Annotated in this window: 9 protein-coding genes; 3 read left to right on the top strand and 6 right to left on the bottom strand. The window is 56.7% G+C overall.

Annotated features, from left to right (window positions below; genetic code table 11):
* The first annotated feature begins 29 nt into the window (after positions 1–29).
* Complete coding sequence (locus KOL70_RS18315; protein ID WP_215481280.1) at positions 30–974, top strand: AraC family transcriptional regulator; 945 nt, start codon at positions 30–32, stop codon at positions 972–974.
* 346 nt (positions 975–1320) lie between these two features.
* On the opposite strand, the gene KOL70_RS18320 is transcribed toward KOL70_RS18315, so the two are convergent.
* The 3 genes from KOL70_RS18320 to KOL70_RS18330 form a co-directional block, all read right to left on the bottom strand.
* Positions 1321–1692, bottom strand: coding sequence for a RidA family protein (locus KOL70_RS18320; RefSeq protein WP_021509073.1), 372 nt, complete (start codon positions 1690–1692; stop codon positions 1321–1323).
* 10 nt (positions 1693–1702) lie between these two features.
* Entirely contained in the window at positions 1703–2167 is a 465-nt protein-coding gene (locus KOL70_RS18325) for a GNAT family N-acetyltransferase (protein WP_215481281.1), read from the bottom strand.
* A gap of 113 nt (positions 2168–2280) precedes the next feature.
* A complete protein-coding gene (locus tag KOL70_RS18330) occupies positions 2281–3081 on the bottom strand; it encodes an SGNH/GDSL hydrolase family protein (RefSeq protein WP_071813634.1) in 801 nt (266 codons plus the stop codon).
* A 560-nt stretch (positions 3082–3641) separates the two neighbouring features.
* On the opposite strand from KOL70_RS18330, the gene KOL70_RS18335 reads away from it, so the two are divergent.
* Both KOL70_RS18335 and KOL70_RS18340 read left to right on the top strand, forming a co-directional pair.
* Positions 3642–4778, top strand: coding sequence for an acyltransferase family protein (locus tag KOL70_RS18335; protein WP_211075112.1), 1137 nt, complete (start codon positions 3642–3644; stop codon positions 4776–4778).
* Between the two features lie 499 nt (positions 4779–5277).
* On the top strand, positions 5278–11058 hold the full coding sequence (locus KOL70_RS18340; RefSeq protein ID WP_254185879.1) for an autotransporter outer membrane beta-barrel domain-containing protein: 5781 nt from the start codon (positions 5278–5280) through the stop codon (positions 11056–11058).
* A gap of 26 nt (positions 11059–11084) precedes the next feature.
* Here the strand turns inward: KOL70_RS18340 and KOL70_RS18345 are convergent, their stop codons facing one another.
* The 3 genes from KOL70_RS18345 to KOL70_RS18355 are packed head-to-tail and all read right to left on the bottom strand — an operon-like array spanning position 11085 to position 13910.
* A complete protein-coding gene (locus tag KOL70_RS18345) occupies positions 11085–12152 on the bottom strand; it encodes an ABC transporter ATP-binding protein (RefSeq protein WP_215481283.1) in 1068 nt (355 codons plus the stop codon).
* Positions 12153–12155: 3 nt separating this feature from the next.
* Positions 12156–12980 carry a carbohydrate ABC transporter permease gene (locus KOL70_RS18350; RefSeq protein ID WP_021509079.1) on the bottom strand — a complete coding sequence of 275 codons (825 nt, stop codon included), beginning with the start codon at positions 12978–12980 and terminating at the stop codon, positions 12156–12158.
* A 9-nt stretch (positions 12981–12989) separates the two neighbouring features.
* Positions 12990–13910 carry a carbohydrate ABC transporter permease gene (locus KOL70_RS18355; protein ID WP_215481284.1) on the bottom strand — a complete coding sequence of 307 codons (921 nt, stop codon included), beginning with the start codon at positions 13908–13910 and terminating at the stop codon, positions 12990–12992.
* Between the last annotated feature and the right edge of the window lie 10 nt (positions 13911–13920).

The following is a 13920-nucleotide window of genomic DNA, read 5'->3' on the forward strand; positions in this document are numbered from 1 at the left end:
AGTCCTGGTTTCATTTGCAGGAGTCCATTATGATCGATCCGCTCGCCGAAATGGTGTCACTGTTACAGCCCGGGGCGGCTTATTCCAAACGCGCGCGTGCCAATGGATTATGGCGTGTGCAGCGCAGTGAGACCGGCCAGCCGTTTTACTGCGTGGTGCTGGAGGGGCGCAGCCGGCTGGAAATGAAGGGTCATCCTCCGGTTGCGCTTGAGCCGGGGGATTTTGTCCTGATTCCGGCTGCGTGGGAATTTTGCATGACCAGCGAGCAGCCACCGGCCGCAGATGCGCCTGATTCTGTGCCGGAGATGCTTGCGCCCGGCGAAGTGTGGCTTGGCGATCGGCAGCAGCCAGCCGAGGTTCAGACGCTGATTGGTTACTGCCAGTTTGCCGCACCCGACGCGGAATTGATTGTCTCGTTACTGCCACAGTTTATTCATGTGCGTGGCGCATCGCGCCTGACCACGCTGGTGCAGCTGGTCAGGGATGAGTGCCGTGCACAGCGTCCGGCACGGCAGATTGTGCTGGAACGTTTGCTGGAATTACTGCTGATCGAGGCGCTGCGCGCAATGCCAGCGGCGAATGCATCGCCTGGCGTGATGCGTGGACTGGCCGATGAGCGGCTGGCCGGGGCGATTCGCGCTATCCACGCCAGGCCAGCCCATGGCTGGACGGTACCCCAGCTGGCGAAACACGCGGCGCTATCGCGCTCGGCGTTTTTCGTGCGTTTTCGCGATGCAGTGGGCATGGCGCCGATGGCGTATCTGCTGACGTGGCGCATGGCGCTGGCGAAAAATCTGCTGCGCAGCAGCCGCCTGTCAGTGGCCGACGTGGCTGAACGGGTGGGTTACCGCTCTGCCAGCGCCTTCAGCATCGCTTTCACCCGCTTCACCGGCCAGACGCCGACCGGCTTCGCTGGCGCGGAAAGGCGCAGCGGCACCGCAGAAGCTGAGCCAGCAATCGCCCAGGTAAGTTAATCACGCCCGCAGTGGCGGCCAGCGTAAAACGGGCCGCCATAAAGCGCGCAATGCCGTTCAGTTTAAAAATCACCCTGTTAATGCCGGTGCGCATCAATGCGCACCCTACAAAACAGTGCCATACCCTGTCAGGTCACCATTTATGGTGACCTAAAACACGTTACAAAACTGTGCCGTTACCGCCAGGGTTGCCATTTATGGTGACGTAAAACACATTACAAAACCGTGCAATTACCCTGTAGGGTCGCCATTTATGGTGACCAGGGAATACTTGCGTAGGCAACAGGTGACCATACAAGAATCGTTTTAAATCAAAGCATCGATAAAACAAAGAATTACAACTTCATCACAGAGCAATAATTGCTTCAATTTCGATTTTCAGATCGGGGCAAAACAGCTGGCTAATCTGCACCAGTGAACTGGCGGGCAGGTGTTCGCCATAATGCCGGTAAAGCACGTCGCGCAATGCATTTATATCGGTGAATGAGGTGACAAAGATTGTCACTTTTATCAGGTTTTTCAGTGAGGTGTTTTCCTGCGCTGCCAGTGTATGTAGCTGCTGAAAAATCACTTCTGCCTGCGCAGCAATATCCGCCTGCTGCGCCGTTGTTGCGAAGGCAGTCAGACCCGAAACGTAAAGCGTGTCGCCATGCTTCACGGCGTGCACGTAAGGCGCTTTTACTTCGCCCAGTTCTGGATAGTTTTTACGTACCAACATCTTCTTTACCTTAAAAGATTCCCCTTCGCATCACGCTAACCTGTTCTGACGACACGATGCGCTGCTCGATTTCCTGCCAGCCATAGCGATGGTAAAACGCCTGCTGATCCGGCGTATACAGCCACAACTCTGCCATATCGCGCTGGCGAGCTTCTTCAATTAAACGCAATACCAGAGCAGAGGCCACGCCTTTACCGCGGTGTGCCGCGACAGTCAGTACTTCGCCCATCCAGAACTGGCGTTCATGGATGTCATCAAGCTCGTGAAGAATCGTGCTGGCGGTGGCAAGCACTTCATTTTCTGCATTCAACGCGACCAGCGTAAACGTTTTTGCCGGCTGCGCGTTGCGCATCAGCAGGCGCTGACGAATGGCGCTCCGGTCGCGCCAGTGAGAAAACCCGGACCACTCCTGATGAAGCATAGTTGCCACCGTATCCAGCAACTGCGGACACTGGCTCAGTAAACTGATATTCATTGTTATCCCTCCGCGACAACCCGAGGGATAACACAGCGTGGTGGTAAAGACTACCGTTAATATGCCGCTACACTATCGCGTTAAGCCGTTTCACCGGTCAGCCAATCACCGGCTTAGCGTTTCGCCACCTGCTCGCCATCCGGGGTTTTGCCATGCCCGGCAGCAGCCAGCTCGGTATTAAAGTGGGAGACCAGCACCGAAAAAGTTTCCTCTGCTTTCATGCGGTACAGCTGTTCGGACGGATGAATACAATCGGGTGACATCAGCGACTGCCAGTCTTTCATCTGCAGGATGCGCTGATACTGACGCGCCAGCGGCACCGATTCTGCTTTAGCCAGCGCGTCCAGTTTGGTGACGTAAGGTGCAACGTGCCACTTCTCCGCGCGGCCACAAATCGGGTGCGGCTCCTGTAATATCACCTGCTTACCCTCTTCACGGGCAATAGTAATCAGCTGTGTCATCACCTGGGTATATTTGTCCGGGCTAACCTGGTAATCCTTTTCTATATCGCGGAAATGGAAATGGCGTGCATCATTGGTGGCAAAATTCAGCAAAATGATTTTTGCCGGCGATTTCTTCATCTCTTCGCGCCAGCTTTTATTATTCTTGTAGAAATATTTGCCATTTAACAGGTCCATGGCCTGCGATGAGGACGCGCCTTTATTCACTACGCGAATGCCATCGCCATACTTCTCCTGTAGCCACTGGTTAATCAGAGCAATCTCATTGTCTTTAATATAGATTGCGCGCAATTTGCCATTTTCCTTTATCGCCATGGCACCGCGCGTACTGGAACCGCCATAGGCTTCAATAATAAAGTTATTATCGGGCTTGCCGCTTTCGGCGAATGCGGTATTGCACAGACAGGCTGTGGTAATCAGCAAAGTGACGATGCCAGATAGCGCTCGTTGCATAACAAATTTCCGCCTTTTGATACTCAAGGTTACATGGAGAATCGGTTGTTAACCGTAAGCGAATTACCTTAACAGGGGAGATTGCGGGTCAACAATCCGAAAGCACGGTTGCGGGGTGAAAATTAGGTCAACTCTGAGAAAAAAGCCGCTTGCTGAATAAAAGTTATTTAAATTCAATCAGGTAAAAACCAGCCCTGCCTAATAGCCTCCCTTCAGCCAGAAAATCCCGCATTGACGCCTGCTTAAAACATCACGGTTGCTTCAGGACATAACGCGGTTTGATTAGCGAATTTTCGCACTGCGAGTCGAACCGTTAATCCACAACCTGTTGTAAAAGAGTGGGTTTTCGCTGTTTTTCCGGCAGTTAGCTGCGAATAGGCGCTGCCTGACGATAACTTTTACCATCAGAACATTCTGGCTTAAGCTTTATGGCCATTGCACAGTGACATTCTTTACACTATGGCGAAATTCCGAAACGTTTCTAAACATAATGTATACAGATTAATCCGGTGTTAGCATTCTGACTGAATCATTATGATTGCGTTACAACTCATTTCAGGATGTGCAATGTGAAAACAGAATCCTTTTTATCCAGCCGTAATATTGGCCTGGATCTGCTGCGTGCCGGCCTAATTCTGGAAGGGGTGTTATTACACGCCTCACGGAGTTTGCCGGGAGAGAATGGCTGGTATTATGTCGCGCAGCGCGATCCCTCGGAAATATTTACGGCACTGCTGAGCATGGTGCACACCTTCAGAATGGAAGTGTTCTTCTTTCTTTCGGGCATGTTCTCCGCGCTGATTATTTTGCGAAAAGGGCAGAAATTCTTTACGGATAATCGCCGTAAGCGCGTCCTGATTCCGCTGATATCAGCCTATCTGTTTATTCCGCCGCTGATGTATTTTATTGCGGGACAGATGAATAACACCCCGCTGAGCCTCGAAGGCTGGCTAAACAGCTATACCATGATGCACCACCTGTGGTTCCTCGTGTCGCTGTCGGTGATGTCGCTGCTGGTACCCGGCGCGTTTTATCAGTGGAGCGCCCGTCAGTTGGGCAAAATGTCGTTGCCAATGCTGATCGCCACACTGGTGATTCTGGGTAACGCCTGCTTCGTGCTGAAGTTCCTGGTGAAAGGCCGCGGTGAATTTGTCGAGCTCATCCCGGTGACCGCACGCTTCCTCGTCTACTACACCGCCGGTTTTGCGTTATACGTCAACCGCGAGAAAATTGCCCGTTACGCCAACAGTAAACTGATGAATGGCTGGCTGGTGGCCGCGCTGGTGCTGGCGGTGTGGGCCGCCTGCTATGTCGTCGCGCACAACCACATCACCGGGGTGATGAAATATGTGCCGGTGATGCTGGGCAGCGTGCTGTCGGTGATGCTGTCCTACTGGCTGGTATTTAGCTTCGAACGCATCAACGTGAAAGAGAGTCGCATTCTGACGGCAATTGTGGATTCCGCGCTGATCATCTATTTGCTGCACTATCCGGTGGTGATCATTTTCTCATGGCTGCTGGATGTCTGGTTACCGGATAACCTGTCAGTCCTGTATGTCCTGATCGATTTTGCCCTCGGCATTGCGCTGAGCGCGGTGTGTTACGCTATCGTCAAACGTTCACGCTTCGCCTCATTCATGTTTGGCCTCAAGCCGAAAGATAAAAAGGTGGCGGTGCCGGTCGAAGCGCGACTGTAATTGTCATCATGCCCGGCCGCCACTGGCGTGCCGGGTATTATTTCCCGCCATCTGATTTTTGCCATTTTTTGCATTTTTAGTTCCAGATAATTATCTCAGGCCGTTAGCGCAATTCTTAAAGCTTATCGCCGTCATCACAATTCCTTAAGTCAAACTGGACGTTTTAACCTGATCGCGGTAATACTCATTTCAACGGATTTCCAGCCGTAAGCTATTACGACAATATATTTCGCTTCGCTATTTCCCCCGCACTGCGCATTCGCTGTGCGGCATTTGTCTTTTCTCTGGTGAGGAAAATAGTGTGTTTAAATTAAATCCCTTGTTACTGAGCCTGCTTGCTGCGCAGGGCTTAATGCTGTCTGCCACACCGGTATCGGCGGTGGTATTAAAACCTTTCACTCCCGAACGCAACGACAATAAAGTTGGCGCTTATTGCTTATGTAATGGTTCAACCCAGACCCTAAGCGGTATACCGCGCTTTACCGTTGGAGAAAGTGGCATGAGCAGCGTCACGCTGGGTGAACTACAAAAGGTTGGGCGTATTATTAATGACAATTTAATCGGCGAGCCCCGCCTGCAACTCGGCGCACAAAATTATGCTATTGGTATTCCGGATGAAGAAACAGGCAGTTATCGTGTCTATCAGGTTTATAACAGTGCGGAAATGATTACGCCGGCGGAAATTAATGGCGCTACGGTAGTGCCAGATTATTATGATGTGAACGATAAGCAATATATTGATGCGCGCGTAGCGACAGTCATTAATGGCCGGTTAAATATCAATATTGGTCAGCAAGGCGCAGCCGCTAACGCCAGCACCAATCGCTGGTCAATGGCTGCCAAACAGAGTCAGTTATTTGCCAGCAGTAATAACGGCCAGATTAACTGGGACAGCAATAACCGTATCCGCTTTACCGCCGCCACGCCGCCGTACGGTGGCGATCGGCTGGCATTTGATGCCGGAGGTGTGGTGACCTACGCCGGTCTGTTTGATGTCACGCTTAAGGATGGCAGCAGCAACGCCTATTACGTCAGTAACCTCAATGAATTGCGGAACTATAACGACTGGCTGATTGACCAGATTAGCGGCGGCAACCTGAGCCCGGAAAGTTATAACGCTGCGCTGAACCAGGCGTTCAGCCTGCGCGACGGTCGTGTGGTTTACCGCATGAGCACCGGTAATTACGATGATGAAGTGGCTGCCGCTCTCGGCGATCAGGTGGTGCTGAGCGCCGATGGCGCGAAAGCCAGTGTGAAAATCAATCGCGGCAAAACGCTGGAAGTGGCTAATAGCGCCAGCGCCGTGATGCGCGCCAGCAACGGTGCAACGACGATTATCGCCGGAAAACTGGCGACCAGTAACGCGCTCTCATCCGAAGCGGGCGCGCTGGAGCTGATCAGCGGCGCGCGCGGTATCAATAATGGTGTCATCAACAGCGGTTTTTTCAACGCCGCCAATGGACGGGGCGTGGCGGAGGATTCCCTCGGCTATGCGGGCACGGCGGTGTCAGCGATTTATGACAGCGACTTCCGCAATAACGGCGTGCTCAATGTGCATATCGGTGATGCGCCGTGGGGCACCGCCGGCTTATTCCTCGGCAGCAGCAGTGCGGTCAACCACGGCAATATTAACATCGGCATTAACGATGTGGCGAACGGCTCCTCAGCAGCGGCGGTGAGTTTCAGCGGCGAGGGCAGCTTCGTCAACGCGCGCGATGGCACGATTTATCTCGGCCGCACACCGCAAAATCACAAGGGCGACGTCACGCAGGATGTCGCGGTCAGCCTCGGCGGTGGCATCAGCGCCATTTCCGGCCTGCTCGACTCACGTGCCATCAATGATGGTCGTATTGTTATCGGCTCAAAAGTCGAGAACGCCGTTGGCATGCGCATCGAGGCCGGGCCCAATGCGGTGTCACTGAATAACGGTGTTATCGATGTCAACGGTATGGCGCAGGCGCTACCGCGCGAAAATATCGCCATGCTGGCGATGGATTCCGGCAGCGGCGGCCAGGTGGGCAACCGCGGCACCCTCAATCTGAATGGCTATAACAGCACCGGCCTGAAAGTGATCGCCACGGCGGGCAATCAGGCGCACGCCTTCTCCAGCGGGGCGATCAACGTGGCGGGTGACGCCGACCGCTTTGGCGGCACCAACAATACGGCGGTGTGGGTAACTGGCGAACCGGGCGGTCACGCCAGTGCTGATATCACCGGTCCAATCCGGCTCAGCGGTAAAGCGGGCATCGGGATTCGTGCTGAAGGCCAGGCAACGGTCAACGTTAGCGCCCGCGCCATTCCCACCTCCAGCGGCAGCGACAGCATGCTGGATAGCGGACAGATCAGTTTCTACCGTATCGGCCCGGATGCGCGCATTAATCTGCCGGCCAACGGCCGCTACAGCGCTTCCGTGTGGAACGGCACGATTTTTCGCCTCGAGCAGGGAGCGGATTTTGACGGGCGCGGCCTGACTCTGTCGATGAATAGCCCGTTTGCAACCGGTGTGTACGGCAGCGGCGCGGGCACCAACATTGATACCCACGGCGCGACGCTGAACATCGCCAGCTTTGCCAGCGGACTGACTATCACTGATGGCGCCCGCGCCACCATTGATGCCGCAACGCGTATTCACCTCAACGGGTCTGATGCCCGCGTCGCCATCGCTGACGGTAATCGCTATACGCTGCAGGGTAACGTTGTTAACCCTAATACGCAGTTCGACCCGAACACTTTACTGATCAATCAGGCGGCGATAGACGGCCGCGCCAATAACCAGCAGCCGTTTACCGTGATGAATCATGCGCGGCTGGTGAATCGTGGCGCTATCTCCCTGCGGGGTGAAAGCGTAACGGGTATCTACGCGCAGTATGGCGCCACGGTCGACAACCGCGGCGATATCAACATTTTACGTAACGGCCGGGCACTGTTCGCCGATGGTTATCCAGGCGCCGGCGACGGCAAAACCCTGACGGAGATTAACAATAGCGGCACGCTTAATCTCTACAGCGGCCAGAGCACCCAGCAAACCACCACCTTCGGTGCGGTCTCGTATCACCAGCTGGGGCGGATTAACCAGAACGGCACGATTAATCTGTACGGCGATAACGTGGTCGGCGCGAAAGCCTTTGCCGGCGGTCGTATTACGCTGGGCACGAACAGCCGCGTGGTGTTCCATGACGCACAGCAGATCGGCTATCAGGCTTTTGATCCCGGCTCACGCCTGATCGTCAACGGCAGCCCGGTTGATGTCAGCAGTCGTAACTCGACGTTGTATGAAATCCGCAACGGCGCGTGGCTGTACAACCAGGGCTTTGGCAACGTCATGCTGAGCGGCAGGGACAGCACCGGCATCGTGGTCAGCGGGACGGATGCGCTGGTATCCAGCACCGATGTTTATCAGGTCACCGGTAAGGGTGCCACCGTGCTGCGCGCCAGCGATCGCGCGCAGGGGATCATTACCAGCCTTATCGCGCTGAACGGCAAAAACACCCTCGGCGCGCAGGCGACAGGCGATGGCACCGAGGTCTACGCTGCCTCGCTCATCACCGGCACCGGGCGCAACGCCACGGCGTTTGATGTCAGCGGCGACGCGCGCCTGTTTAATCAGCAGCAGGGCGTAGTGGATTTGCGTGGCCGCAACAGTACCGGGGCCCGGGTGCATGATGGCGGTAACTTTATCAACCGCGGCTCGGTTAGCGTCGCCAGCGGCACCGGCGTGGATGTCAGCAGCGGTTATGGCCAGTATGTACCGCTCGACAGCACCTTACGCGTGAATGACGGCACCGCCGCGCTGCGCGTGGGCTCCGGCGGCGCGATGATAATTTACGGCGACGGGCAGGGGGCCAGCACGCTGGCGGCTTACGGCAAAGCCGATGGTTTGCTGCTCGACAGCGGTGCGCAGCGCTTTGAAGCCAACGACATCATCATCGGCGCTTACGGCAGCGGTACTGCGCTGAACAATCGCGCCGGCATCAGTGATATTTCGCTGAGTAATGTGCGCTTCGAGGCTAACGGTGGCACCGGCATTCGCTCTGCCACCTCGTTCGATCCGGCGGGCAGCGCGCAGATTCACGTCGGCGCAGGCGGTACCGGCTATCGCTTTGAAAACGCAGATGGATCTACCACGGGCAACGATTTGGTGATTGGGCACGACTACCGCATTGAAGTCAACGGCAGCGGCACCGGCGTGCGTGCCAACACCCATGGACGGGTGATCGCTCAGGGCCTGATTGATATCCGCGATGCCGATGGCGGTTCGGCGATTGTCACCCGCAGCGCCAGCCAGGTGATCAACCAGGGCACCATCCGTTCACAAAGCCGCGTCGCACCGCTTATTGATCTGCGCGGCGGCGAGACGGTGTTTATCAACCAGGGCACGCTGGATGCGCCGTACGCCGATCAGGTGGTAGTGGCGGGCGGCGCGACCCGTGATGTGGTGGCACTGCTGGCGGGCAAAGTCACGGGCGAAGTGAACACCGGCAACGGCAGCGATACGCTGCTGGTTACGGGCGGCACGCTGGATGGCGGCCTGAGTATGGGTGACGGCAGTGCCAATCAGGCGACAGTGCAGGCTATCAGCCTGAACCAGACCCGCCATATCACCAGCGGCGGCGCGGATAGCACGCTGAACCTCAGCCAGCTCACTGCGCGCGGCGGTTCGTTCCGGCAGGACGACCTCACCAAAGGCACCAACCTCGGCGCGGGCTGGAGCACGCTGAACTTCATCGATACGCAGTGGACGCTGAGCGACAACATTAAACTGGCGCACAGCACCATTAATATCGATGCCGGATCCACACTGTTCGCCGGCGATGGCGTCAACGCGCGGCTGCAGGGGGCCAGCAATGATTCGCTGGTAGTGAATAATGCCGGCACGCTCGACCTGACCAACGGTGGCAATGTGGCGGCAAATACCCTGACCATCGAAGGTAGTCTGGCCTCCGCGCAGGGCCGCCTGAAACTCAATTCGACAGCCACCCACAGCGACGTGCTGCTTGTTAACGGTAACGCCAGCGGCACCACCTGGGTGGATGACCGGCTGCAGGGCGGCGGGCTGCTGGACAGCAATCGCGACAATGTCATCGCGGCCAGCGAAGGCATTTCGCTGGTGCAGGTGACCGGCAGCGCCAGCGCCGACAGCTTCAGGCTGAGCAATGGCTATGTGGCAGCCGGGCCGTGGCAGTATGGTCTGTACAGCTTTGCACCGGGCAGTAGCGCGGGCGGCAACGTATGGGACTATCGTCTGGCAAACAATTTCATCTGCAGCGATGGCTCGCTGTGCCAGCCGCAGGCGGGCAGTGCGGTTAAGGCGGTGCGTCCGGCGGTTACGCCGCAGGTGCCGTCCTGGATCTCCGCACCGGTCGGGCTGGCGTACTACTCGCTGGCAGTCACTGACGATCTGCATAAGCGTCTCGGCGAACTGCGCCAGCAGCCGGCGGACAACGCAGAGATGTTTATCCGCTACCTTGGGTCGGATTTGCAGTATCGAAGCAATCGCGGCCTGGATGCCTGGGGTTATGATTTCGACCTCAACTACAGCGCCGTACAGCTCGGCGGCAATTTGCTGCGCGCCGATGGCGCTGAAGATAGCGTGCGTGGCGGCGTCGCCTATACGCGCGGCAACACGCGCATTCGCCCGCATGCCGCTGACGGGTACAGCTCCACCAGCTTTGATAGCGATACGTTGTCACTTTATGGCACCTGGCTGCGCAGCAGTGGCTGGTATGTTGATGGCTCGCTGAGCTGGAGCGGCTACCGTGGCGAAACCGACATTGCGCGGCAGAAAGCGGTCGCCAAACCCAAAGGGCACGGCTGGACGGCGTCAGTCGAGTCTGGCTATCCGCTGATGCTGGCGGGGGATGTGCGCCTGGAACCGCAGGCACAGGTTAGCTGGCTGCGTATGAACATGGACAGTTTTACCGATGCTGACGGCGCGCGCGTCTCCTATAACGATTACGATCAAACCATTGGCCGGCTCGGCGCACGCGTGGCGCGCAGCTGGCAGGACAGCAGTCAGAACCAGTACACGCCGTATCTGCGCGCTAACTACTACCGCGGCTGGGGCGGTACGGCGCAGGTCGGGGTCGGCGCCAGCGACAGCGACCTGAGCCAGAGCTTCAGCAGCGGCAAATTTGGCCAGATGTGGGACGTCGGCCTCGGCGGCACGGCGACCCTTATCAACAACGTGGCGCTGTATGCCGAGGCGGATTACCGCAAAGAGATTTCCGGCAACGGCGTCAAAGGCTGGCGCTACAATGCCGGGGTGCGCTGGTCGTTTTGAACGTAAATGACCACCTAAACCTGCAATTACAGGCGGCGCTGTGATGCGGCGTCGAACAGCATCGCACGTTCGCTGTCAAGCGTGACCGGTAAAATATCACCGGCGCGCGCGCCGGAACGGTGGGTGGTAAACAGCATCAGCGGGTGGCCAAACAGTGAACCGTGAATCAGTTCGGACAGGCCGGTCGGCTCCACCAGCGACACTTCAAGGGGCAGCGCATGCTGCTCACCCGGCTGCGCCAGACTGATGTTTTCCGGACGGATGCCGTAAATGACGTCGCGGCCAGCGGCCTGTGCTGCCCAGTGCATATTCAGGGGCAACTGAGCGCTGTCGCTGATACGCACGCCGCTGGGGGTCATCACGCCGTTGATAAAATTCATCGACGATGAACCGATAAAACTGGCGACGAACTTATTGGCCGGTGTGTCGTACAGCTCCAGTGGTGTGCCCACCTGCTGAATGACGCCGTGGTTGAGCACCACGATGCGGTCAGCCAGCGTCATGGCCTCAACCTGATCGTGGGTAACATAAACGATGGTGTTGTGCATTTGCTGATGCAGCTTTTTGATCTCCACGCGCATCTGGCCGCGCAGTTGCGCATCGAGGTTGGAAAGTGGCTCATCAAACAGAAACACCTGCGGCTGACGCACAATGGCGCGGCCCATCGCCACGCGCTGCCGTTGTCCACCCGACAGCTCTTTTGGCCGGCGATCAAGCAGGTGTGTCAGGCTGAGAATCTCCGCCGCTCGCCGGACTTTCTCCTCAATCTCAGCACGCGGTCGTTTCTGAATTTCAAGGCTGAAGCCCATGTTGCGCGCGACTGTCAGATGCGGATAGAGCGCGTAGCTCTGGAACACCATCGAAATATCGCGGTCTTTCGGCGCCACCTCGTTCATCAGCTGACTGCCGATATGGATATTACCGCCCGTCGCTAACTCCAGGCCGGCAATGGTGCGCAGCAGGGTGGATTTACCACAGCCGGACGGGCCGACCAGCACCACGAACTCACCATCTTTAATGGTCAGATTGATGTCGCGCAGAACCTCAACGTTGCCATAGCGCTTTTCAATTTGCGCCAGCGTAATTTCAGCCATTATTTACCCCTTAACCGCACCGGCGGTGAGTCCCTGAACCAGGTAGCGTTGAATGAAAGCGAAGAACAGACAGGCTGGAATTAATGCCAGCACGGCGGCAGCCATCATTTCGCCCCACGAAACGGCGAATTTGGAGACGAAACTGAGCAGCCCGACCGGAAAGGTCATGACTTCGTTTTTGTTGATCAGCATCAGTGAGAACAGCAACTCACTCCACGCGGCGGTGAAAACGAAGCCGAGCGTCGCCGCCATGCCGGGCAGCGTCAGCGGCATCAGCACGCGGTACAGCGCCTGAAAGCGGGTGCAGCCTTCCAGCATGGCGGACTCTTCGAGATCTTTCGGGATGGCATCAAAAAATGACTGCATCAGGAAGGTGGCGAACGGAACATTGAAGGCGCTGTAAATCAGAATCAGCCCCAGCAGACTATTCGTCAGTCCCAGCGGGGCCATCACCCGGTAAATCGGCGCAATGATCATCACCAGCGGAAACATCTGCGTAAACAGCAGCAGGGCCGCCATCACCATCTTGCCGCGAAACTGAAAGCGGGAAAAGGCATAGCCGGCAGCCGCGGCAATCAAGGTTGTCAGCGCGGCAGTGCTGCAGGAGACAATGAGACTGTTAATAAAAAACGTGGGGAAATCACTGTCGGTCAATACCTTCGCAAAGTGGCTCAGGGTGAAACCGCCAGGTAACAGCGTCACGCCCTGACTGAACAGTAACCTGTCCGGCGTGACGGCAATTTTAATGATCCAGTACAACGGAAACAGCGCAAACAGCAAATAGGCGGCGATGCTGAGACGATGACCGATCAACGGTAACAGGCGCATGCAGACTCCTTACTTAAGTAACTGATGGCGGATGCGCAGCAATACCAGCGCATAGCAGGTCATCAGCAGTAACAGACACACCGCCATCGCCGAGGCATAACCAAAATCCAGTTTGCGATAAGCGGTGGTGAAGATGTAACTGGAAAGAATCGAGGTTGAACCGGCCGGACCGCCGTCGGTCATCACCACGATCAAATCGGCAAAATTAGCGATCCAGATGGTACGCAGCATCACGGTAATGGCGATCATCGGGGCGAGAAACGGCAGGGTGACCCGGCGAAACTGCTGCCAGCCGCTGGCACCGTCAATGGCTGCTGCTTCATACAAATCTTTAGGAATCGACTGCAGTGCCGCCAGTAACGTGATGGCAAAAAACGGGATGCCGAACCAGACGTTAGCAATCACCGGCCCCCACATCGCCAGTTGCGGATCGGAAAGAATATTGTAGGGTTCACCGAGAATGCCCACGTCGCTGAGCCACTGCGGCAGCGGACCCACAACCGGGTTGAGCAGCCAGGACCAGGTCAGGCCGGAAAGAAACGCCGGCACCGCCCACGGTAAAAACACCAGCGCCTGCACCCAGCGGCGAAAGCGAAACTCGCGGTTAAGCAGCAGCGCCAGCGCGAGGCCGAAAAAGAACTGCAGCAGCAGTGAACTCAGCGTCCAGTTAAGGGTATGGCCGAGCGCGCGAAAGAAGCGGCGATCGTCGAGCATCTGCGCAAAGTTCGCCCAGCCAACCCAGCCGCTCTCCAGCGGATTGAGCAGGTTCATGCTCTGAAAAGCGTAAGAAATGCCGATCGCCATCGGCACGAAGATGAACAGGGCGATCAGCAACAGGCCCGGTGACAGATACCACCATGGCTCAGCAAGCCGGGTCCAGCGCCAGCGGCGGCGCGCCGGGCTGGCAGGAAGAGAGATTTCAGGCATCATTTCAGGGCTC

It is taken from the genome of Pantoea sp. B270 (genome assembly GCF_018726825.1).
GTDB classification, from domain to species: Bacteria; Pseudomonadota; Gammaproteobacteria; order Enterobacterales; family Enterobacteriaceae; genus Pantoea; species Pantoea dispersa.